Source organism: Spirosoma lituiforme (assembly GCF_054776635.1).
On sequence record NZ_BAAHBO010000001.1, the window covers coordinates 1,605,311 to 1,629,521 of the forward strand.

Annotated in this window: 19 protein-coding genes; 5 read left to right on the forward strand and 14 right to left on the reverse strand. The window is 46.4% G+C overall.

From position 1 onward, the window contains the following. Positions 1-34 precede the first annotated feature (34 nt). From ACYU87_RS06860 to ACYU87_RS06870, 3 genes are all read left to right on the forward strand, one after another. Positions 35-1,747, forward strand: coding sequence for a RagB/SusD family nutrient uptake outer membrane protein (locus ACYU87_RS06860; RefSeq protein ID WP_461133280.1), 1,713 nt, complete (start codon positions 35-37; stop codon positions 1,745-1,747). 230 nt (positions 1,748-1,977) lie between these two features. Continuing rightward, positions 1,978-2,721: a 3-keto-disaccharide hydrolase gene (locus tag ACYU87_RS06865; protein WP_461133281.1), complete on the forward strand. Its 744-nt coding sequence runs from the start codon at positions 1,978-1,980 to the stop codon at positions 2,719-2,721. Positions 2,722-2,798: 77 nt separating this feature from the next. Next, positions 2,799-4,124 carry a Gfo/Idh/MocA family protein gene (locus ACYU87_RS06870; protein WP_461133282.1) on the forward strand — a complete coding sequence of 442 codons (1,326 nt, stop codon included), beginning with the start codon at positions 2,799-2,801 and terminating at the stop codon, positions 4,122-4,124. 94 nt (positions 4,125-4,218) lie between these two features. Here ACYU87_RS06870 and ACYU87_RS06875 read toward each other — a convergent pair whose 3' ends face one another. Continuing rightward, positions 4,219-5,508 (reverse strand): DUF2851 family protein, encoded by a 1,290-nt coding sequence (locus ACYU87_RS06875; RefSeq protein WP_461133283.1) that lies wholly within the window; start codon positions 5,506-5,508, stop codon positions 4,219-4,221. Positions 5,509-5,616: 108 nt separating this feature from the next. After that, positions 5,617-6,456, reverse strand: a complete 840-nt coding sequence (pyrF, locus tag ACYU87_RS06880; RefSeq protein ID WP_461133636.1) for an orotidine-5'-phosphate decarboxylase — start codon at positions 6,454-6,456, stop codon at positions 5,617-5,619. A gap of 111 nt (positions 6,457-6,567) precedes the next feature. On the opposite strand from pyrF, the gene rfbC reads away from it, so the two are divergent. Beyond that, positions 6,568-7,113, forward strand: coding sequence for a dTDP-4-dehydrorhamnose 3,5-epimerase (gene rfbC, locus ACYU87_RS06885; protein WP_461133284.1), 546 nt, complete (start codon positions 6,568-6,570; stop codon positions 7,111-7,113). 43 nt (positions 7,114-7,156) lie between these two features. On the opposite strand, the gene ACYU87_RS06890 is transcribed toward rfbC, so the two are convergent. Next, entirely contained in the window at positions 7,157-7,849 is a 693-nt protein-coding gene (locus ACYU87_RS06890; protein WP_461133285.1) for a type 1 glutamine amidotransferase domain-containing protein, read from the reverse strand. Between the two features lie 251 nt (positions 7,850-8,100). Here ACYU87_RS06890 and ACYU87_RS06895 point away from each other — a divergent pair, with 251 nt between their 5' ends. Then, positions 8,101-8,496: a hypothetical protein gene (locus ACYU87_RS06895; RefSeq protein WP_461133286.1), complete on the forward strand. Its 396-nt coding sequence runs from the start codon at positions 8,101-8,103 to the stop codon at positions 8,494-8,496. Between the two features lie 156 nt (positions 8,497-8,652). Here ACYU87_RS06895 and ACYU87_RS06900 read toward each other — a convergent pair whose 3' ends face one another. The 11 genes from ACYU87_RS06900 to ACYU87_RS06950 form a co-directional block, all read right to left on the reverse strand. Further along, positions 8,653-9,678 carry a DUF6807 domain-containing protein gene (locus tag ACYU87_RS06900; protein WP_461133287.1) on the reverse strand — a complete coding sequence of 342 codons (1,026 nt, stop codon included), beginning with the start codon at positions 9,676-9,678 and terminating at the stop codon, positions 8,653-8,655. A 106-nt stretch (positions 9,679-9,784) separates the two neighbouring features. Next, the gene (locus ACYU87_RS06905) at positions 9,785-10,915 is read right to left on the reverse strand and encodes a DUF7005 family protein (protein WP_461133288.1); all 1,131 of its coding nucleotides are present in this window, start codon (positions 10,913-10,915) and stop codon (positions 9,785-9,787) included. 4 nt (positions 10,916-10,919) lie between these two features. After that, positions 10,920-13,841 (reverse strand): NHLP bacteriocin export ABC transporter permease/ATPase subunit, encoded by a 2,922-nt coding sequence (locus ACYU87_RS06910; protein WP_461133289.1) that lies wholly within the window; start codon positions 13,839-13,841, stop codon positions 10,920-10,922. Positions 13,842-13,852: 11 nt separating this feature from the next. After that, positions 13,853-16,045 carry an NHLP family bacteriocin export ABC transporter peptidase/permease/ATPase subunit gene (locus tag ACYU87_RS06915; RefSeq protein WP_461133290.1) on the reverse strand — a complete coding sequence of 731 codons (2,193 nt, stop codon included), beginning with the start codon at positions 16,043-16,045 and terminating at the stop codon, positions 13,853-13,855. A 16-nt stretch (positions 16,046-16,061) separates the two neighbouring features. Beyond that, complete coding sequence (locus ACYU87_RS06920) at positions 16,062-17,324, reverse strand: NHLP bacteriocin system secretion protein (protein WP_461133291.1); 1,263 nt, start codon at positions 17,322-17,324, stop codon at positions 16,062-16,064. An 11-nt stretch (positions 17,325-17,335) separates the two neighbouring features. Next, entirely contained in the window at positions 17,336-18,913 is a 1,578-nt protein-coding gene (locus ACYU87_RS06925) for a TolC family protein (protein ID WP_461133292.1), read from the reverse strand. Between the two features lie 219 nt (positions 18,914-19,132). Continuing rightward, positions 19,133-19,651: a cyclic nucleotide-binding domain-containing protein gene (locus ACYU87_RS06930; protein ID WP_461133293.1), complete on the reverse strand. Its 519-nt coding sequence runs from the start codon at positions 19,649-19,651 to the stop codon at positions 19,133-19,135. 681 nt (positions 19,652-20,332) lie between these two features. Further along, on the reverse strand, positions 20,333-20,566 hold the full coding sequence (locus tag ACYU87_RS06935) for a redox-active disulfide protein 2 (RefSeq protein ID WP_461133294.1): 234 nt from the start codon (positions 20,564-20,566) through the stop codon (positions 20,333-20,335). A gap of 190 nt (positions 20,567-20,756) precedes the next feature. After that, positions 20,757-21,359 carry a hypothetical protein gene (locus ACYU87_RS06940; protein WP_461133295.1) on the reverse strand — a complete coding sequence of 201 codons (603 nt, stop codon included), beginning with the start codon at positions 21,357-21,359 and terminating at the stop codon, positions 20,757-20,759. A gap of 318 nt (positions 21,360-21,677) precedes the next feature. Further along, the gene (lanM, locus tag ACYU87_RS06945; protein ID WP_461133296.1) at positions 21,678-23,582 is read right to left on the reverse strand and encodes a type 2 lanthipeptide synthetase LanM; all 1,905 of its coding nucleotides are present in this window, start codon (positions 23,580-23,582) and stop codon (positions 21,678-21,680) included. A gap of 125 nt (positions 23,583-23,707) precedes the next feature. Continuing rightward, the gene (locus ACYU87_RS06950) at positions 23,708-24,022 is read right to left on the reverse strand and encodes a TOMM propeptide domain-containing protein (protein WP_461133297.1); all 315 of its coding nucleotides are present in this window, start codon (positions 24,020-24,022) and stop codon (positions 23,708-23,710) included. Positions 24,023-24,211: the final 189 nt, after the last annotated feature.

Consider the following 24,211-nt stretch of genomic DNA (forward strand, 5'->3'; position numbering starts at 1 on the left):
CGATCTGTTTATTAACCTCTCAAGATTCAAGAAGATGAACGTCAATTTTTCCCATAAATCATTCCGTGTTCTGGCCCTGACCGCTCTCCTGCTCAGCGGTCAGGCGTGTAAGAATGTGCTGGATGAAACCGTAGTCTCAGCCATTGGCAACGATTACATCAATACGCCCAAAGGCTTCGAAGATGCCGCCAAAGCGGCTTATTCCTCCATGCGAAACTTTTATGGGTCGGAGCGCGGACTGACCATGACCGAGTTTGGCACGGATATTTACACGACCGGTGCCGACGGTAGCTACAAAGGGTTTCACTTTTACGATACCCAAATGAACAGCTTCGTCGATATCATCCAGCAGGTCTGGGACGAGCTGTACCGAGGCATCAACACCTGCAACGCCGTTATCGAACGGGCTCCGGCCGCTACCGTTTCGGATGCGACGAAAAAGCTTCGGGTGGCGGAAATGAAGTTTCTGCGGGCGCACTACTATTTTATTCTAGTGCAACAGTGGGGCGGTGTTGATCTGCGACTAACGGAAACGACCCTTCCCACCAAGAAAACCAGCCGGGCTACCGAAGCCGATGTCTATAAAGCCATTACGGCTGACCTGGAAGCAGCAATACCAGACCTGCCAACCACCAAAGCATCGGCACAATCGGCTAGCGATTACGGACGGGTGACCAAATCAGCCGCGGAACATTTGCTGGCTCGTGTCTACCTGACCAAAGCCACCTCATCGGCCAAAGCGGCTGATGATTATGCCAAAGCGGCTACCTATGCGCAGAATGTAATCGCTAATTATGGCTATAAGCTGCTCTCCGATTTTGCCAGCGTATTTGCGCAGGGAAGCGGGGAAATCAACGATGAGGTTATCTTTTCGGTGCAGTACACCTCCGATCCGCTAACCAACATCAATACGGCCAATACCAATAACGGAGACGGCAACAAGCTTCACCTCTATTTCGGTATGCAGTACGATGTGCAACCCGGCATGAAGCGTGACATTGCGAATGATCGCCCTTTCAAGCGGTTACGTCCAACAGCCTTCCTGACCGAAACGGTTTTCAAAGACCGGGTCAATGACTCACGCTACAAAAAGACGTTTAAGGATACCTGGCTGAGCAATAACCCCGGCACGAATCTGAATACGTCCTTTGACAACAGCAAGGCTAAAATGACACTGAAAGCGGGTGACACTGCCATTTACATTCCGGGGGTAGAATGGACCGTGGCGCAACGGGCCGCCAAGCCATATCAGGTGCTGGTACCCAGTGCCTACACAGCCGCTTTGTTTCCAACACTGCAAAAGTTCCTTGATCCCAACCGTCCTGATTTAACGTACGAACAGGGTAGCCGTGATTACCTGGCGTTCCGCCTGGCCGAGACCTATCTTATTCTGGCAGAAGCGCAATTAAAGCTTGGCAAAACAGCCGAAGCCGTAACGGCCATCAATACAGTTCGCCGTAGGGCTGCTTACTCGGGTAAAGAGTCGGCGATGGAAATCACAACCGCGCAGATGGATATGAACATGATTTACGAAGAGCGTGCCCGCGAATTTGCCGGAGAACAGATGCGCTGGTTCGATCTTAAACGGTGGGGAAATCTGGTGGAACGGGTTAAATTGTATAACCCAGATGCAGCACCCAATATCAAGGATTACCACAACCTGCGGCCCATTCCGCAAACGCAGATTGACCGGACAGAAAAAGCCGCGGATGGCAGCCCAGGCTTCGGTCAGAACCCTGGATTCTGATGCCCAACAACGGGTGATTCAGTGATTAGATAGCGTAGGCGACATTCACTGAGTCACCCGTTATAGTAGAATTAGGGCTTTTTTTGCTTACTGGAGCGACACTGGACGCGTAGTATGGCCAGAAGATTCGTACTTCGTGTTGTTCCAGTCAATTTTGTCGAACCCTAAAACAACGCCTACATCATCTGTGACGTAAAGACGCATCGCAGAACATTGCCGGAAAAACGCATATGATAAAATCGTTCATTGTTGGCCTTTTGGCCCTTAGCCTGATCGCTGCCGAAAAACCGCAGGCCCCCAACACGCTAAGTGCGCAGGAGAAAAAAGACGGCTGGAAATTACTATTCGACGGAAAAACGACCAACGGCTGGCGGGGTGCCTACAAAGACGCATTCCCGGCTAAAGGCTGGAGCGTTGCCGACGGATTGCTTACCATTCAGAAATCGGACGGCTCGGAATCCCAAAGTTTCGGCGATATTGTTACCGATGGCGAATTCAGCGATTTCGATTTGATGTTCGACTTTAAATTAACCGAGGGTGCCAACAGTGGCGTCAAGTATTTTGTGGCTGAGCAGAGCCCGAAACCAAAAGGATCGGCCTTTGGTCTTGAGTTTCAGGTGCTGGATGATGACAAACACCCGGATGCCAAATTGGGGCGGGATGGCAACCGAACGGTTGGGTCCCTGTATGACCTGATTCCGGCAAGCAGCAAAAAAGCCAATCCGATTGGCGAGTGGAATACGGGCCGTGTCATCTCCAAAGGCAACCATGTGGAGCATTGGCTCAACGGGAAGAAAGTAGTGGACTACGAACGGGGTAGCGAAAAATTCCGGGAGCTGGTCGCCATGAGCAAGTACAAAGCCCCCGAGTACAACGCCAATGGCCGTTTTGGTGAAGCCCCAAAAGGACACATTCTTCTCCAGGATCACGGCAACCAGGTGTCCTTCCGGAACATCAAAATCAAAACGCTTTAACCTGGCCCAAACAAATTGCAGCCACTTCGGCGGTCTGCTGTTTACGCCTAACCTTATTAATCAATTCGTTGGATCACATGGAAAATCGTCGTGAGTTCATAAAAAAATCTGCTCTTGCCGGTCTGGGCATGAGTTTTTCGGCGGGTAGTTACGCCCGTATCCTCGGCTCGAACGACCGTGTTCGGGTGGGCATCATTGGTTTTTCCGACCGGTTCCGTCAGTCGCTGGCACCCGCTTTCATGGAGCACGCCAAGGCGCAGAACTTTGCCTTCGTCGGCGTATCGGACATCTGGAGCCGCCGTCGTGAGGAAGCTGAGCAATTTTTGAAGGGCAAAGGCTGGAACGACGACTCGTTTTTTAAAGCCCGCAACAACGACGAACTGCTCGACCGGAAGGATGTCGACGCCGTTATCATCAGCACCGCCGATTTCCAGCACGCCCTGCATTGTGTAGCCGCTGTTGAGTCGGGTCGCGATGCCTATTGCGAAAAGCCGTTTGCCGAGTCATTGGAAGATGCCCGGAAGGCCGTTAAAGCTGTCGAAAGGTCGAAGCAGATTGTCCAGGTAGGGTCACAACGCCGGTCGGCACCCAACTACCATTCGGCCAATGAGTTTATTAAATCAGGAAAATTCGGGGACATCACTATGGTCGAAATGACCTGGAACGTCAACCAGCCCGGTCGCTGGCGTCGGCCCAAGTTAGTATCTGAAATCAAGAAGGAAGATACCGACTGGGACCGCTACCAGATGAACCGCCCAAAGACCGCCTGGGACCCGCGTAAGTACCTGGAGTTCCGGTTGTTCTACCCCTATTCATCGGGTATTCCGGGCCAATGGATGTCGCACCAGATTGATACAGTTCACTGGTTCAGCGGCTTGGATCATCCTCGTTCTGTCGTTGCCAACGGCGGTGTATACAGTTGGAAAGATGGCCGCGTTAACGCCGATACATTCACCGCTGTCTTTGATTATGGTCCGGACAACGACAAATCGAAAGGTTTTCAGGTACTGTACTCCTCCCGGATGAACAATGAAGCCGGTGGCGTTAAGGAATATTATTATTCGAACGGCGGCATGATTAACCTCGATACGAACAAAATATCGCCCGAAGGTGGTCTGGAAGCCAAGTATGCAAAAGACATGAATATGCAGGCCAATCTCCTGCCAACCATGTCATTGGGCGAAGGCGCAAAAATGGAAACCTCAGCCAATACCGGTGGAGACCCGATGACCTCGCTTCACATGTTGAACTGGATGGGTTGCGTCCGCAGTCGTAAGGAACCCAACGCACCGGCGCGGGTTGGTTTCAACCACTCGGTTGCTAACATCATGGCCACTACGGCCCTGCATACGGGTAAACGTGTAACCTGGGATTCGGCCAAACAAGACGTAGTAACCAGCTAGTTCTTAGCATTTTTGTAATGTGTGATATAGGGTGTATGATGTATTTTGGGAGATACATCATACACCCTATATCATATTTCATTCATTCTTCCTCTTATCTTACCAGCGCTGCACCAACCTGACAACTCAAGCATTTTTTCTGGGAGCAGAACTCGTTATGAAGTTCAATAGCCGCCTGCGAATCGAATGCTGTACGGATTCCCAAGCCAAGGGTTTCCCAGTTTTCGGTCAGGTGGTTTTTTTCTGAGGGCAATTGTTCGAGCAACGTTATGGCCCGGTCAATGTAGGCGGGTTGCCCGCGGTGGTGAGCGTAAGCCGCCAGCAACGGAACAACCGTATTGATCACAATATTTTCAGCCGCACTTTGCCCCAGCGCTGGTGCGCCCTTTTCTGTCTCCTTGCCGAATCGGTAATGCGTCTGCCAATACGCAGAAGGGGTAATCTGTAAAGTTTTGACCAGGCGATCGATCTCTGTTGTTCCCACAAAGAGCGAGAACAAACTAGCCTGTCTGGTCAGTAAACAAGCAAACTGGGCCAACCGGAGTGTTGGGAAATTAGCTGGCCGGAGTCGACCCCACTTCCAGGCGTGCGGCATTATCTGTTTTCCAGCGAGCAGGTATTTGGCCGATAGAAACCGGTACTCCCGCTGCAAGGCACGTACGTAATCGTCGGGTTCATCGTCGGGCAGCAAACCGGCCGTACCAAACAGCATGGCTTCGGCCTGCACCAATACATCCCGATGTTTGAGAATGGATTTTAACGGCACCGCCCGACTAAGCTGCGCCATGGGGTCGGCGTTGATTTTAAAACCCATGTTAGCCGCCAGTAACTGATAAGCCGCTTCCTCCCAATCGCCGTTTGTTTGCTTAACGATTTCCTGAACGCCAGCAGCCTTGCGCTCCAGCCGCTGCATCATGGCTTTGTCCAGCATCGAGGTAAGCCGCAACGGTGATACCGATTTGAACTGACTGGCACAGGGAATCGCGTCTGGCGATTCACGAAGACCCAGATAACGAGTTAAGAGCCCAGGATCGACGAGGGGACCAATTTCCAGGGTAGGCAACGACATGCCATCGGCTCTGTCTACCCGGCGGCTATGAATTGCTCGGTCGTCCTGCCAGACGACGTGCAGAATGACGTTATCATACGCCCGGTCGTGCTGATGCCGGTGAGCCAGCCAGTCGGATGTACGGATATGCATCTCGACCGTTCCTACCCATTCTACGTCGGCAATGAGCAAACGTGCATTCGTAAAATCCGGCCCGGCGTTGTGATTCCGAAAGCCCGTATGCAGTATCTGCACAACGTCACCATCGGTTGTTATCAGGTTGTTCCTGGTAAAATACTGGTACTGCCAAATGAAATACAGAAATGCTTCGGGCACGGGACAGTCGATGATAAGTAGACATAAAGGCTGACTGAATGCAATATAAACACAATCAGCAAAAATGCTACCTTATAGCTCATCCTCAATGATGCGTACCACCGCTGATTACGCCAGATTAATCAGGTGTTTAGCCATTTCCTGCTGTAATACCTTCGCTTCTTTTCTTGCCTGGTCGGCGAAATCTGCTTCGTTGGAGGCATACAGAATACTTCGCGACGCGTTCACCAGCAAGCCCCCCGACTTCGTTAAACCCAGACGTGACACATCGGCCAGACTGCCTCCTTGGGCACCCACACCCGGCACAAGCAGAAAGTTATCAGGGGCCAGTTTCCGAATCTGTTCCAGCTCGCTTGTCTGCGTGGCCCCCACAACGAACATAAGTTGATCAGGACTCGCCCATGTCTGAGCTGTTCGAATGACCAGATCAAACAACGACTGGCCATTCTGTTGTCCATTTTGCAGTAGCTGACGTTGAAAATCAGCACTTCCGGGGTTTGACGTTAACGCCAGCAGAATAACCCATTTCCCTTCATACGCTAGAAAAGGCAGCACCGAATCACTACCCATGTACGGAGCCACCGTAACGGAATCAAAGGAGAGCCCGGCCGCGGTCGGATCGAAAAAAGTACGCGCGTATAAATCAGAGGTATTACCGATATCACCCCGTTTGGCATCGGCGATGGTAAAGCAATTGTCAGGAATGTATTCCAGCGTTTTCTGAAGACTCTCCCAGCCACGCGGTCCCTGTGCTTCGTAGAAAGCGATGTTTGGTTTGTAGGCAACAGCAAGATCGGCCGTTGCGTCAATAATGGCTTTGTTGAAAGTAAAGACAGGATCCGATTCCGTTCGTAAATGATGAGGAAGTTTACGCGGGTCGGTGTCTAATCCAACGCATAAATAAGATTGTTTCTGAAAAATCTGCTCGCTTAATTCCGAATAGGTCATGCTCAACACCCGGCCGAAGGGTAAAATGATTCTGCCCAAAAGTACGACTTATGGTACCAGTTTCATAAATTTGCCCACAAGTGAAACACCATTACCTAACACATCTGGACTATGCATGTTCGACAAACAGCCATTGACGGTTTAATTGAGTTGACTCCACGCGTATTCGAAGACGAACGCGGCCATTTCTTCGAGTCATATAACAAGCCGCTTTTCGCATCGCTGGGTTTGCCGATGGATTTTGTGCAGGACAACCAATCTTTTTCCGTTAAGGGTGTTCTGAGAGGGTTGCACATGCAAAACGAGCCACACGCACAAGGCAAGTTAGTTCGGGTAATTACCGGGCAAGTCCTGGATGTTGCCGTGGATCTGCGGCCCGACTCTCCGACGTTTGGTCAACACGAAACCTTTTTGCTGGATGCCAAAATTGGCAATATGGCCTACATTCCAGAAGGGTTTGCTCATGGCTTCGTTGCCCTGGAAGATAGCATTTTCAGCTATAAATGCACCGATGTTTACCACAAAGCAGCCGAGTCGGGCATTATCTGGAACGACCCGGACTTGAACATAGACTGGGGCGTTACAGACCCTATTGTTTCCCAAAAAGACCAGGAACTGAAGCCACTCCGCGAGGTATTTCCGCACGCGGTGGTTTAATAAAATAGGGCACAGTGGCTGCTGATTAGCCAGTCATTGTGCCCTACTTCTCGTACATTTCCTCCAAAACTTTTCGGCCAACTTTCCGGGCCGAAAGCGGATTCTGCCCGGTTACCAGCCGCTCATCTACTTCTATGTAAGGCAGAAACGGAATTAGGCTTTTGCTGTATATTGCTTTTTTCTGCCGCAGTGAATCTTCCAGTAAAAAGGGCACCTCTTCTTCTAGCCGGCCGAGTTTCTCCTCGATGTTAGAATAGCCCGTCAGCTGTTTATTGGCAATCAGCAGCGAGCCATCGGATAGTGTTACATTCAGCAGGGCGCTTACGCCATGACATACCGCTGATACCATCCCCCCCTTCTCATAAATCTGACGCGTAACTGCCTGCAACGCCTGATTATCAGGGAAATCCCACAGGGTGCCATGCCCACCCGTAAAATAAATGATCTGGTATAGGGCAGGATTTACGTCGTCGATGCGTATCGAGTTATCCAGCTTGGCGCGAAAGGCAGGATCGTGATACCATTTTTCGTTGATGGCATCGCGTCGGTCCATGCTTTTCTCGTCAACGGGCACCGGACCACCGTTTGGGCTGGCAATATCGTAGGGCAGGTTACGGCCCGCCAACTCATCGTAAAAATGCGTTGCTTCGCTTAACCACAGGCCCGTTTTGTGCAACTTTGTCGGATAATCTGTGTGGTTTGTGCAAACGATAAGCACACGGTAAATAGGATCCATGGGGCAAAATGACGTTTGGGCCCATAAGTTCGAGTTTTAGCGCCAAACTTCAAACCGTAAGTGATAATCTACAGATGAGACGTTGGTTTTTCTCAAGGTAGAACATCTTTACCTCCTCGTTCGCCCTACTTAGGTAATCATCGGCCACACAGCAAAATACATTAGAAAAATTTTACAAAAAATAAGTATACATTAGGAATCAATCGCATATTTAGTATATTTGTTTATAAACCGTATACGTACTTGTCATCATGAACACCATCACTTACCATTCGCTTCAAGCTGAACATGCCTGGATGATTGTATCTGATCAGCTTCAGCAACGGAACAACATGTTAGCCAAGAGTATTTCGCATATGGAGCGTAATCCCAGCGATTTACCCATGGCCAGTCGGCTGATTATGCTACGTTATCACCTCAAGATGAGTTTACGGCAACTCACCCAAGAGGCCCGCCAGCAGAAAAAAACAGGCCAGCAGAGCAGTCGGATAGCCGAGCAATGGATGCATGTGCATCAGCTGTTTTTCCTGTTACGGCAAATTGATAATGAGCTTGGCCGGGCTACTACGGAAAATACGATACTGCGTTCATGGCTGGAATCACTCGAAGGACGTGTCTATCGGTCAGCCCTGGTGCATTTGAATTAAATAAGCAAAACATAGCCGTTACAGATAAAGCCGATGGAAACTAGTTTCCATCGGCTTTATCTGTAACGAACTTTCGCCGAAGTAGCCAAACAATCGTGGCATGGTTTATTAACGTAGCAAAGCTGTCCGGTTGCCAGAAATTGCTTCATCGGTGGCTTACTTCATCAACTGCTTCAGCGCCACGTCGGATACATTACCGGATTGAATCAGTAGCCGGTAGCGAAAGGTCACCGACTGACCCGCCGGTAGTGTGTAGTTCATAGCGGGGGCTTTACCATTGCTGAAAACGGAAGGGCCCAATGGGTTTGCAGCAAACAGGCCGTATCCTCTGGCGTGCCAGTAGGTTGGGTAGCCAATATTTTTGGGATTATCCATCAATACCACCGTCACCACTTCATTGTCAACTGTGCCAGTGAGTTTAGTCCACGGCGCACGAGTCCCCCAGACCGCGTCGCCCTCTACTCCTTCGCTGGTGCGATAAAGACCCGTTACACCAGCATTGTCCAGAACCGGTACTTTCGTGGCCACTCCCTGCGCATCGGTAAATACTTCCGGTTTGGTAGACGGTTGTTCAAGCTGGCGAGCCAGGCGCAGGGCAATCAGTCCTTCTTTATTGTCTTTAAAGACGACTTCCTGATCAACGGCTTTCAGGGTTGTAATCCGGTCAATGACCCGCTTGTCGGCACCAGCCCCGAACTGGTAGGTCGTCGTTTCCTGAAGCATAACCTTCCCATCTTTATCAAGCCAGTTGGCCGTAACAACCAGTTCGGCTTTCTCCTTGCCGCTTTTCATGGATTTTACTCCCGTGTGCACAATGGTGCCAAAAGGTCCTTTGTGTTCGGGCCCTATTTCGGTGGAATTATTCCAGAAGTCATGTCCGTTTACGTCGCCGTAATTGAACCATAAGCCAACATGGTGCGGGTGGTCGATACGCTCACCGGGACGAGGGTCCATCGGCCAGCCACGAGTGATGAAATTACCGCCCGCCGACAGGATCGGGTATAGCACCGGCTTCTTCAACACGGCGGGTCCCGGATAGATATAAGCGGTGAACGGTTTCCCATCTACCGTTACCGATACGTTCTTTTGCTCTTCATTATGCGTAAGCAGAATTTGATTCGACTGGGCCAAACTCGCCAATGCAGAACCGATGAACAGACAGGATAGAAAAAAACAGCGCATTGGATTGTTTATTACGTTATACACTTCGTCTGGAAAAGGCGCCAACAAAATAGCCTCAGCCTAAAAAAGCTGAGGCTACGCAAATACTACTGAACAAACGATCTGCTCACGAACCAGCCAATCCAGCAACGTATAATTCATTGTACGTTTCAACCAGGGCGTTCAGCCCGTTTGCAGAAGCAGTTGTTAGCAAATCCGTTAAGCACAAAGCATCTATCCTCGCCAGTTGATCAGCTTCTATATCAATTCTCCCTAATGCCGTATCGAACCGGGCGATCGTTTCGATAGCGGATTTGACTACGCCTGTTAATTGCCTGAATTCTTCCGTACTCAGGCTGGCATTACCTACGTAATTCTCAAGTCTGGCACCCTTTCTGTACATTGGGTAATTTTCCAATCCCATAAAGGCCAACATCCACTCCCGACTGTATTTTCCTAACGCCCTGCTTATTCCTGCGTAGTCGGCAATGAGTTCATCGTGTAGGTTATTAGCGGCACAGCCGTATCGCTTAAGCGTGTACAGATGGGTGCATTCGTGCTCAAGCCGGATCGTGAGTGAATGGGCTAACCATTCTTTCTGGTCAAGACTCAAGGCATCAGCGGCTACGTTGCTGTAGGGCTTTCTGCTCAGAACCATGATTTTATCTTTATACAGGCCAGGCGCGGGCAGAATGGTTTTCGAAAACGCCTGACTCCAGGTCTCCGTTGAATTACCCGGTACCCAGTTTGCTTTGAGCGTGTTTAGTCGACTCCAGTTCACTACCCCATTTGCCAGAAACGCTCCCATTGATTTAGGAATCGGAACGGGGTTGTTTTTATGCAACAGGCACTGCGTTATTTTCTCAAAATCTTGAACATCAGATACATAAACGACAAGTACGCTACCAGCCATACTTTTATAAAGCTCAATTTGTATTGACTCCGGATGGGTGAGGCCTAGTTTATTTATGCTCGTTACACCCTGCGTTTTCCCTTTTAACACAGCGTCGATGTAGGGCTGCGTTTTATTGATACCGTCTTCGATAGGGAAGCCCAGCTGCGGGTAACACGTTGTCAATAGCTCGAAAGCATTTGCCCTATCGTATGCCGACCACGACTGTATATAAGGCTCATCCGCGAAAAGCGCACCGGGGCAAGTCTTCGAGGGCGAAAACTTATTCTTAACATACGTCGCCAGCTCATCCGATAGCTGACCTGTCGGTTCATCGAAGAGCTGAGGTGATAGCGGTACAGTCATTTTATCAGGCGATCTGTCGTTTGGCCAATTGGGCAAAAAGGGCGTCCTTCTCCATGAGTTCGTCGTACGTACCCGTCTCGACAATCGTTCCTTTGTCCAGTACGTAAATACGATCGGCGTTTTTGATCGTACTCAGCCGGTGCGCGATGATGATGCGGGTTGCCTGAAGTTTGTCCAGGCTTTGCGATACCGTGCTTTGGGTTCGGTTGTCCAGCGCACTGGTCGCTTCGTCCATAAACAGCAGTCTTGGTTTATGGGCAATGGCCCGGGCAATCATCAGGCGTTGCCGCTGGCCACCCGAAAACGTACCGGCTCCTTCGCTGACAACCGTGTGCATTTCCATAGGCATGTGTTTGATATCCTCTTCCATACCAGCCATGCGGGCAGCCTCCCAGGCATCATCCAGTGTCAGTTCGGAGTTACCGATGATATTCTGAAAAATGCTGCCTGACATCAGCGCACCGTTTTGCAGAACGACCCCGATTTGTCGGCGAACCAGCTCTTTGTTCATCAGGTCATAGGCGTTTCCATCGTAGTAAACACTGCCCGTTTCAGCTTTTTCAAAACCCAGCAGCAACCGCATGATCGTAGACTTTCCGGAGCCCGATGATCCGACGAAGGCCACCATTTCGCCCGGTTTTATCTTGAAGGTAACGTTGTGCAAAACAGGGGGCTGATCGGCCTGATAGCGAAACGTAACGGAGTTCATTTCCAGCTCACCTGTCAGTTCGCCGGGGTCTACACTTTGCTCGGCCGATTCGGTTTCTGCCGCCAGGATTGGTTCAACACGTTCGTAAAGCGTGACCACGTTCAGCGAGGTTATCAACGCCATGCTCAACCGAAGACTATCGTTCAGAAACTGGTTGAACGAGGTAATGAACGCCATAAATACTCCCACCGATAACATAGACTTTGTGGCCGTGGTATCGGCATGCAGCACGGTGTAGTAGAGGAAGGAAAAGAAGAAAATACTTGTCAGAAGCGGGTACGATGCATTGAACGTCTCCACAAAGTTTTGATAACTTCCTGAATTGAAGGCGAGTCTTTTCAAGGTAGAGAACTTATCTGCCCAGAGTGCAAACACCCTCCGTTCGCCACCTGTGATCCGTATTTTCGCGATTCCCGACAGAAATTCGAACAGAAATCCCTGAATGTCGCCCTGGTATTTAGCCACCTGCCTGTCATACGATAATTTGAGCCAGCCAATGGCAGTGATAAAGACCGCTGCAATAGCGCCTAATCCTACTCCAACCCAGGCAAGGCTACTGTCGTAATAAAAAAGAAGGATCAGGTTTACCGATGAAAAGGCGCCACTCAGCACGGCTGTCATCAGGGTGTTGGACACAATCTGCCGGATCGCATTGATGCTTAAAACCCGGTTCGTTAAGTCACCCGCCGTGAATTTTTTGTAAAACGTAACGGGTAAGCGCAGCATGTGGTCCATGACCCCGGCCTGTAAATTGATACTGGACTTCGATTCAACGCGCAGTTGCAGAACGCCCTCAACCAGTTGCAGACCCGCTTTTACGAGGCCAATCATGATCAGGATGCCAAACACTTCCACGTGCAACGATCTATCTGCCGTAGGCACGACTTCATCGTACATAACACCCGACAAAATAGGAACCAGCAAGCCAATCAAACTACCCGCCAACGCGGCCAGAATTAATAATTTGGCGTTGTTTTCGACGCCTTTGATGGCAAACGAAAGTACTTTCCTGACCGAACTCATCTGGCCATCGAAGCCCGCAAAAAACATATACCCGATCGGCTCCAGCGCGTCGGCAATCGCATGATTGACAACCGATTCAGCTCCCGTTGACAAATTGTGCAGACTGTAGCTCGTTGGGGTCTTCTGGAGTAAAGCGACGGGCTGTTTATCGGTTTTCGTAAAGGCCAGCAGGGGGCCATTTTCATCTTTCCACCAGGTGTCTCTCAGAATGATCTTGCGCACTCTTAGTTTGGAGCTTTTCGCAATAATGTGCAGTTGATTCGTGACGTTATTCTGGTGAGACTCTACGTACTTGGGCTCTTCCAGCTTAAGGCCAATCTGATTACCGATCAAGCGACATGTCTGAAAGAGAATGGTCTGTTTCTGCTGGGTTTGATTGATACCCGGACCAGCCTGTTTACGGTTACCCGACACAACTGATTGTATCTTACCAAGCGTATTTTCTAAGCCTACAGTTTCGTAAATGCGTTTCTCCGACAGATGACTGCTCTCCTCTGCCTTTTGCGTATCGATCGCCGTTTTGAGTTGCGTATAAAAAAACTGCTCCAGTTTACTTAGTGAGAGTAACAGATAGATTTCATCCTGCAACAGCATCTCGCGGGTGCTCAATACCTTTATTTCCGTATCAGCTGTTTCGGCTTTCAGCCACAGTTTATTCGATACGGGAGCCAGAAAATCGGGGTACTTGGTGCAGCTTACCGGGGTGCTTCCGGCAAACAACCCCAACTCCCCCCGGAGTAAATGAATCCAGCTTATTCCACTGGACGGAAACGCAATGGTGTTCGCGGCTAATGTAGCGGTGCTAAACGCGTCGAGTGGTGTATAGACGCGCGGAGTGTTGGCGGTTATGACAGCCGCCGAGGTCTTGGCAATCCACTTGTCGATCATGTTCTTCAGAAAGAAATGATCCATATCGAGCAGATCCGCTTTGTTGATGGCCAGCAACGTCGCGCCACTGGAGAAAGCAACGAGTCGTGTCGTATCGGTAAATTGGGGGGTCAACAGACTAAATAAAATCTCCCCTTTTTTAACGGTGTATAAATGAGTCAATCGGGTCTGATAGTCGCCGTTCTCATCAATATCGGTATAAAAAATAGTGGCTTCGCCGGATAGAATCATCCAGAACCGATCCGTATCATTGAGTACAAACGGCTTTTCGGCGCTGATGTATAGTTTTTCTTTTATCGCTGACATAGGAATAAAGTCTACTTCGTTTCGATCAGATGGGCGTAAACCCCATTTTTCGCCATTAACTCCTGGTGCGTACCCCGCTCGACTACCTTGCCGTATTCCATGACAATAATTTCGTCACAATCAATGATGGTGCTGAGCCTATGCGCTACGATCAGACAGGTACACCCCCGCTTCTTGATATTATCCATGACCGTTTTTTCGGCCGTAGGGTCGAGCGCGCTCGTGGCTTCGTCCATGATCAGAATAGACGGGTTGGTGGACAGCGCCCGCGCTATTTCCAGCCGCTGGCGTTGCCCGCCACTGAAATTGGCTCCCCCTTCCATCACCGAACTATCGTAGGCATCTTTCCTTTCCGATATGGTGTCGTGAATGGCCGCATCGCGTGCCGACTGAATGATGTGTTTATCCGGAATCATCGAATCCCAGAAACTGATATTCTCTTTGATTGTGCCGTTGAAAACCAGGACTTCCTGATCGATGACCGCCAACGAACTGGTCAGTACGTGCCTTGGAATATCGGCCTTGGGTTTACCATCGAACAACACTTCTCCGCTCCACAGCGGATACAAACCGGAGGCTATTTTGGCTACCGTCGATTTGCCACTCCCCGACCCGCCGACCAACGCTACCCGACTGCCGGGTTTCAGTTTCAGGTTGAAATTCTCGACCAGCGCGGGCATAGTTGTGTTGTACCCAAACGTCACGTTTTTCATCTCGAAGTAGCCAACCAGCTTCGAGTGGGCCGCTGCTTGCTGATCATCCTTTGTATTGGACGCGTCTTTAAACTGTTCATCGACTTCATAATTCGTTACGTCATCGATACGGCCCATATCGCTCTCGGTTTCGTGCAGTAAGGTGCCCGCTGAGACCAATTGATTGACGGGAGAAATAAAATTTCCCATCAGGTACGTAAACGACACAAGGGCACCCAGCGTCATCTCGCCATCCATGATCCGCAGAGCGCCAATGCCCAGAATCAACGTAGACGTAAGGGACGTAATCAACGGAGGCAACACATTTAACCGGATGGTGAGCCATCCCAATTCCTGCTGGGCATTGGTCACTTTGGCCAGGTAACCGATCCAGTTCGTGAAGAAGTCGTTTTCCCGTCCTGATGCTTTTAGCGTTTCGATCATGCTGATGCCCGACACGGTTGTACCCAACAGTTTACCTGTTTCGTTACTGAGCAGGCGGCTCCCGTCTTTTCGGGCTCTGGATACGTATTTGAGCGCAATGACATTCAGCGTGGCCATGCCGACGCCGATGAGCGTTAGGGGAACATCGTACGACAGCATCAGGGCCGCGTAGAACAAAACGATGATTACGTTCAGCGCTGCATTAGCCAGATCGCCACTGAGCAGCCTGGCCACTTTGTCGTTCAGGGATACCCGATCGCCAATTTCACCACTATGCCGCTGCGTAAAAAACGAAATAGGCAGATGGAATACGTGCCAGAGAAATTTGCTGGAGGTTGTGAGTGCCAGTTTCGTTTCTAACCGAAGCAGATAATACTGCTGCAGATAGACCAGCACAGCATTGATCACGAAAACAGCCCCCATCGTCAGCAGCAGCGGCATAACAAAATCAGCATGGCCATTTACCAGGTATTTGTCGATGAACACCTGGATAAACGACGGAATAACCAAGCCCGGAATAACCAGGAAAAGACTGGCCAGAATGATGTACGCGATGCTCAGTTTCGAGTTAGCGATGCGTGAGGCCAGAGATGCCATTAACCCACGCTTTTCGTTTCCTTTCTCGAAGTGTTCCGATGGCTTAAACGTTAGTACCACACCCGTGTAGGCTTCGTCGAACTCCTGGTACGTGACGTGGTACCTGCCCTGAGCCGGATCGCTCAGATAAACTTTGTTTTTGGCAAAGCCTTCCAGAACCAGAAAGTGGTTGAAGTTCCAGAAGATGATGGCCGGCGTTTCAATCTGCATCAGCTTTTCAACCGACTTGGCAAAGCCTTTGGCTTCTAGCCCGAATTGTTTGGCCGCTTTGATAATGTTGGTTGCCTTCAGCCCATCCCGCGACACACCACAGGCAATCCGCAGTTTTTCCAGGGGTACAAGTTTGCCAAAGTGCCCTAAAATAATGCTAAGTGCTGCCGCCCCGCACTCCACACTCTCCATTTGCAGAATCGTGGGAACCTTGACCGGACGTGCTTGCTTACCTATCGGAAATTTCAGATCAGTTGCCATTCTAGTCTACACAAAATCAGTACAAATCGAAAAATTTCTTAAAGGCAGGCACCACAATCGCTATCGGGTTTTCCTGCTTTATGGTAATCTGGCCCAGGCAGGAGGTTCCTTCTTTTATGGCAATATCCGGTCCCTTCGCCGACGTCCACTTAAAGCCGCTGTATGATTCCTTATCTTTTTCAAATTCGACATGTACCTCGAAAAGCGGTCCCATCGACAGGAGGCCTTTGGCTAACTGATCGTTTTTCACGGAGGTCATCATGCCCTGCTGGGTAATCGGGAAGTCAGACACGTAGGTTACCCGACCTTTTATGAAGCCAAATTCCTGGGGCTGCACCGTTGACGGAACGACAAACGCTTCCATGTCACGCTTTATCTTTTTCCCATCCTGCGAAGGAATGTACAGAACACCCTTCAGGCTGACCAGTTGCCCTTCGTGCTGGTTCTTCAGTTTGAACAACGGGGTGCCCGGACTGACCATAACCCCGGCGTCCGTCAGTACTTCGACAACTTCTCCGCTGTAGGCACTCCGTATGTTGGCCTGCGTATCGTGACGCTCGGTCAGGAACTGGAGATTGCGTTCTGCTTCTGCAATCTGTTGCTTTTGCAGCGTAATTTTTTGCTGTATCCCAAACCCGGCATCGTGCTGCCGACTGGAGACTTCAGCCTGTTGAACCTTCAATCGTTCAATTGTATTTTTCGACGCGTCGATTTGTTGTTTTGTATTGGCAACCTGCGCCTTAACGATCAGTCCTTTGTCGAGTAGATTCATTTCTGACTCCAGCTGATTATGCAGAAAAGACAGCTTCTTTTTTTCGGCTTCTATTTCGCCCTGAATACTGACTCTATTCTGGCTGATCAATTCGCTCTCCAGCACCGTTCCTTTGCTGCCATACGATACGAGTTTAGCCATATCGAGTTTCTTCTCCGCCAGCACAGCTCGTGCATCCTCGATCTGCTGATAAAGTTCGGGTTGCTGCACCGTTGCGATCACCATTCCCTTTTCTACCTTGTCGCCATTTTTAATTTGCAGTTTCACGAGTTGGCCGTGTGAGGTAGCCACAACTTCGTGAACTTCTCCCCCCAATACGACACCGGTTACGTTCAGTCGCGTACTTACCCGCCCCCAGACGGCCCAGCCTATGCCCGTGGCCATTGCCATGAAAATAACCGAAAGGGCAATCCATGCTTTGGGACTCGTGACTTTAATTAATTGATCTAACTTTTCGGGAGTTGAAAGCTTTTCTAAAGCTGACTTTCTAAAAAAACCTGCTGACATGGCTTTAGCGTTTAATTGGTCGTGGTGACAGGGATGGTGTAAAAAGCTTTCTTGTCAATGGTAAAGCCTATATTTTCCGGACGGATCAATGTGCCGGTATCGTGTCGAAGATTGATGATAGCACCGGCAAATTGCCGATACGCCTGGATGTATCTTAACTGGGCCGTTGTCAGGCGTTCCTGAAACAGAATCAGACTCAGGAGCGTGGTGAGTCCTGATTTAAATTTGATTTGCTCATCGCTGAACACCTCTTTGTTGTATTTCAAGACCTCTTCTGCCTTTTCTAAAGTAGAAACACTGGCATGCAGATAGTTTACGTCGTTGCTGATATCCAGTTCAATACTTCGCTGAAGATTGTTCATGACTACGGTCTGATCATTCAGGGCAAACTGGCTTTTCGCCAGATTACCTTTCGCCCAGTTATTGTTCACCGGAAACGTAAACGTTAGCTTGGCCCCCGTACCCATGCTTCGGCCATAATTATTTGAGAACGAAGACAAAACGTCGCCCATGCCATTACCCGTACTGACGCTGCCGTACGAGAAAAACCCGGTTAAATCCAGTTGCGGTTTTGTGTTGTTTTCGGCCAGTTGATACTGCACTTTCGAGGCTTCCCGACCCAACCTGGCAGCGTTTAGATCCGCTCTTTTTTCGCGGGCTACCCGAATAAAATCGCCCCTGTCGAGATCACGTTTGTAATCCGATTCGGCAATGGTCGGAAAATCATTTTCGGGGCTATCCAGTAAAACACTTTCCTCACTGCTCAGGCCAACTGCTTTTCCCAGGTATACTCTAGCCGTATACAAATCCTGTTCAGCCTGTATGGTTAGCCGCTCCTGGCTGGCCAAATCAGCCTTGATCTGAATCAAATCACCGGCTGGTTTTTTATCCGCTTTGACTAACTCCTGGGTTACGGCCAGTACGTTGCGAACTCTACTTTCATTCTGCTGGTAAATATCGAGTGTTTTATAGGCGGTGAAGTAGTTCCAGTAAGCCGTTCCGATCTGCCACAGTTCGTATGAATTGGCGAACTCGTTATTGTTTTTCGCATTGGCTACGTACAAACCATACGTTCTCTCCAATGCAGTAGCAATTTGCCTGCCTTTGCCCCGCAACAGGGGCTGGCTCAACGAAAAGTTAAGCGTGCTCGCGCTGTTGCCTAGATAAGTAGCTACGGGCTGATTGAATGTGTTGAAGGGAAAATTATTAGTTGTAAACCCGTAGTTCATGCTGAACTCCGTTGTCTGTCCGGTTCGTAGCTTTCTGCGAACACCTGCCGATAAATTGAGGGTATTGGTTTTCAGGACACTGTTTTCAATGTAGGAGGTTCTCGGATCAGCACCCAGCAGGTTATACTGATCGTTCCGGATCATTAATTCAGAAAATGAATTAAAGTCGAAAACGCTTCGCTGAATCCGCCAGTCAGACTCAGCACTCCCGACCGCAAAAGCACTTCTGACAATGTTCGGGTTTTTAGCCAGTGCTCCGTAAGCTATTTCGACCAGATCGCACCTAACCTTCGACTGACCATATGCCTGATGGACACACATGATCAGCAATAAAATTATAGTATATATACAGTGTCTCATTACATCAAAGTTGAATTGATAACGTACTCCCCTATACGATGGCCTTGATAGCGTACTTTACTATGTGGTAGATAAGTATGCAAAATGAATGAAGAAGAACCCGACGTAAATTTTTATTACCTGTATGAATTGTATAGCTATCTGTATATCGCTCGTCTATCTTCTTCACCCACTCCGCAACATTGATTATATATATATAAAGGTGGGCGCACTGGCAGCCTACACTTCCGAGAAGCGATGCAGTATTTTTACAAATCGCGAGCCAGCCTGGGCCACGCCATCCAGCACGTTCGTATCAACTAAATCTTCATCAGGGTTGCCAACACCTAACTGATCAGTAGTCTTTCTCAGTCGGCTCGACAGAAACAAAGCCAGTGCATAATAAAAATTGGCTTTGAACTCCATGTTTGTCAGAAGCCTGGCATTTATTTTTTCACGAGAGATTTGATAAACAACAGACGGTTTCGTTACAATAACAGATACCGACGGTGGGCGCGATTCGATAAAAGACATTTCACCAACAACCTCACCAGCTTCCAGTTTAGCAATGCACTCATCGTAATTGTTGGTTGCACATACCGCTAATTGACCTGACAGAACGATATATAAACTATCGATAGCCTCGCCCTTATTGATCAACCGATCACCTGTTTCCAGCATTGACTTACTGCCATTCTGGAGCATCCACTCAACATCCCTATCATTCAGCTGACCTAAGAAAAAAAGTACGCGTTTCATAGAAGTATCCGTTTGAGGTATAAATTGCTTTTATTATACACAAATGTATTTTATTCAGAATGGAATATTATGACAAAAAAGCTATCAAAACTGACATTTAACTTCTCTAGTTAAGAGGATAATATGAATAGATATAAACGTGAAGCACAGCTTCTATCTCATAGAAATGGCCAATAACTGGCCAATTAATATAATAACAAAAAGTCGGCGAACAATGAAAGATGTGCCAATTTCACTGTCCGCCGACTTTTACTTATGTATGGATAGAATAGTTGATAACGATTAGTCTATGTGTAAGAGATTCTATCCAGAAGAATCCCTCTATTAAGCTTGTTCCTTATCACGTAAATCTATTTCAGCTCTTAACCTTTTAAGTTTATCATTCGTAAAAATACCCAACGGCGCTATAGCACCCAGAAACATGAAATTACTCGACGAATAACCCGTCCTAAAAGTTATAATCAAGGTAACCATAATCATTACGATTGTGAAGCCATTCCAAACCCTGTTAAAATTCCGGGTTGATTTTTCCTCCTTCTTGAGTTCATCTAAACTCATAGCCGGCAATGGCTTTTTAGAAAATAGATTAGACATATTCTTTACGCTTTATGGCATGGAAAGCTCCAAGATGTAACGCAGCGTTTAGCCCCGAGCCTGGCCTAGAATAGGATGAATCAAAAATCAGACACGAGAATTAAGTTCCTTTTTGATTGCCTGCCAGTTCCCCACGTTTAAAAACAAAATGGGCACCAAGGCAAAAGGAATGGCAAACAAAGTAGTAGAGCCCTGTTTTACGTATGAGTATACTGTAAAAATAGACAGTGCCAACAATACTCCAACGAATATGCCCGTCACAAACTCAATCATCTTCTTCTGTTTAAGCAAAGCTTCTTTGCTCATCTCTTGAAATTTCATATTTTTCATAAAAAATTTATCATTCAAATTGCCCATTAAATACTATATATTTTACACCTTCTCATTGATAATCAAACCTTATAAGCCAACCTCTTCCAGGAACTGTGCATAAAATTTACGGTACGAATAAATTTGGAATTATACAGACAAATTATATACCATCAATAAAAATAAAACAAAATTCACATATCTATCGAATTCTCTTAAAGAAAATCTTTTTCCGCTCACCAATTTCAATAACTAATATATTTTTATCTACTTTATATCTCCCTTTGAAAAACTTTAACATTTTTTCGCCGTGGAGCTGAATAGAACCATCCAATACCTTCCTATATAATATAGCAGACTCCTGATTGGTAAGAAAATTTAACGATAAGGTATCTTTAGTAAAAGTATAACCCCCTCTCGCAACTACCCTATTATTAAGTAGTTCATTAATCTTAAATGTATTAGCAGCTTCAAAATTCAGCCTATTCAGCTCTGTAGAGTTATCAATATTCTGCCAAGTGCCATAGAAATTATCCTTTGACATGTATTTATTTTTCAAATTATAAATAACAAGAAAAAACCCAATAAATACGAAGGGAATGTAAATCCATTTAATATTCCTGTATCTACCTATCCAATCAGGAGTTTCATTATTATTAAAAAGCGGAGGCTCTTCAATAAAATACTTGTAAAAAAGCGAATAGTCAGAGAAAAGAACAAATAATGCCATAGCGGTTAATAAGCTTGCCATACCTTTTGCCCCCTCTATATCATAAGCAAAATCTGTAAGCAAAATATTTACCATAAATGACAGGAACAGCATCACTCCTATTCTTGTGGTTTTTCGAAAAAATAAGAACAATGAACTTATGATTTGTATAACTGCTATTAAGGTACCATACCACTTTGAGTACCCAAAGTAATACCAAGTTAATTCGAACCCGCTCAACGATTCAATTGGCCTATCGTAAGTACTTGGCTGTGTCGTAAATTGCGTTCCTAATATCTTAGCAAACGCATAAGAAAGTATTATTGTTGCTAGAAAATAGCGACAAAACGTATAGGCATAGAAATGTAACTTTCTTGAATTCATAGTTTTCTACATGTATTTAAACGCTACATTTTATAACTTAACTGAGTCTAAAATTAATGTCATTTGATAATCATAGTCTTCTAAAGAGTACTCTTTAATTTTACGGCAAACATTTTCCATTGCAGTACGCTCTATCATATTAATTTTCTTACTATTAGATAGCTTTAATTGTTCATCGACTGTACTTATATGAAATATGGGAATATTACCTTCTAACATTTGCATTCTTTCTGAATGTAATAATGCTGATCTATCCAAAACATTCAGATATCCTCTTGCTAAAACTTCTAACTTTATACCAAACTTTAATGCATTAGACAGATATTCTGGTCTGTTAAGATGCTTCAATATGGAGTAGTAAACTTTCGTTTGTCTATTAACAAATCTAATATCGTAACTAGAAAATTTCATTATTGGCGATTTTGAAGATAAAAGATATTCTTTATTCTCCATAACTAAATCGTAAAACTTCTTAAATCCCCTTTTAAATTCTACTTGATAATTTGCTAGATTTTCAACTGATCCATTAAAAATTGGCTTGTTAAAATTAGATATTTTACGTTCTATGAAGTCTGTCTTCAATTTAACACCATATGTATTATAATTTTTTATATCAAATGACTCTTTGTTCAGCTCTGTTGTTTCGGAAGATCCAAACCCATACATAAACAAAGGCAAATCTAATTTTAACGTAGGTATAAGAGATGTTTCTAGTACAGTTCCAGTAATATCAAATCCATCTCTGTTTTCATCACTAACAAGCTTTTTTAACAGCGGACTCAGTAGAGTTTCATGATCTATTAGTACTGGGCTACTTCCAGATGCTATGACATTTTCTCGATGGAAATCTTTTGAATTTAGCATATGAGCTACTCCTAATAGAATACCTGCCCTTTCGTAATAGTTACAAATATCACTGATAGTATCACATGGAGAATATTCAACAAACTCCATCCATCCATACGAGCCCTTATCCAAGACTTTAAAAGTCTTTAGTTTTTCATTAAGCTTATCGTTTATCCAATTAATGAATGAGTTGTAAGTACTTGTAATACCAATATTAGTTGGCTTATAGACAATTTTATACGAATCATCGAATTCAATAACAACAGTAGATTCACCGTTATGCAAATCGCCTGCATTTAAGTGTAGTTTGACAATTTCGCCTATAGCTTTACTGAAAAGGGCTTCTATCTCTTTTTTATCCTGACATATATTATTAAATATTTTTTCAACAAATAATGTGATATAATAAGTTTTTGTCAGCAGCTTTCTAGCTAACATTGGGTATTTTAGGAAAAGAAACTGGTATTTATCTTTATATTTATCTGGAACATATATTTCCCTGTGAGCGCTTATTGATACCTCTTGATCAATTACAGCCTCTTTATCTAGAACCAATTGTGCCATTTCGTACAATTCGTTATATACTATGTCTTTCAACTGTTCTATCAAGCTGACATTCAAAGTTAACTTTACTTCAGTTATTTTTCTCAAGAAATAATCTATGAATGGTACAAAGAAATAATAAAAGGATTTTTCTTGACTATTTGTACTTATAAAGCTTAATGGCAAATTATCTATTCTGAACCATATATCATTTAACACTTTTAGCCAATCAGGCAAATCTATTTCTTCATTCGACACAATGACATTCGCTGTCATTGTTATTAGCTCTTCACTTGTCAAATTATTTAAAAGGCAATACTTAACGAAATCGTCATCAGATCCATCTTTAGAAATTGTCTTCTTCCAATACTCCAAGTAATTAAACTTTTCATAACTTTTATTTTCGCAACTAAATTTCTCACTAACTTCTAAAATTTCAAATGGAGTCAAGGATTTAACATACAACTCTCCCAAAAACTCTTGATAGTGCATATGTTTTGAAAAAATTAATATTGATAAGCTTTTTTTATATATATCATCACTCATGTGTGGTCAGAGAGAAGAACTAACGTTAACCTCTCTCTGACCACACATGAGTGCTATGAAAAAATCAGCTAACGCACGTCATGTGATATCTTTAGCAAGTGACGCATGTTAGAGAGCCTTCTAACTTACCAGTTGATGCACAATCCTGTCCATAGAATCGTAATCCCTTTCTCGCCACCAGCAACGGCCTCCAGCTCAGCATCTGACAACTCCATGTCTTCTACGTTGGCGGGAATGTTGATGAAAATAGTGGAAGGGTCGGTCTGATCAACGACCACTACTTTTTTGCCTTTCAGTTCCAGCGGCTTGCCAGATAGCTTTTCTATGGCTGCTACCGGGTTGGCCACCAGTTCATGTTTGAACGATTCATCTTCGTAACATTTGTCGATGATCGTCTGTAGGTTTTTCTCGGCGTTTACTTGTGCTTGATTGAAATCCATTGCCTTATTAGTTTGACTGTTTGTTAGTTAGTTATAGTTATTATGTATGTTAATTTTCAGCTTACCAGTTGATGCACAATCCTGTCCATAGAATCGTAATCCCTTTCTCGCCACCAGCAACGGCCTCCAGCTCAGCATCTGACAACTCCATGTCTTCTACGTTGGCGGGAATGTTGATGAAAATAGTGG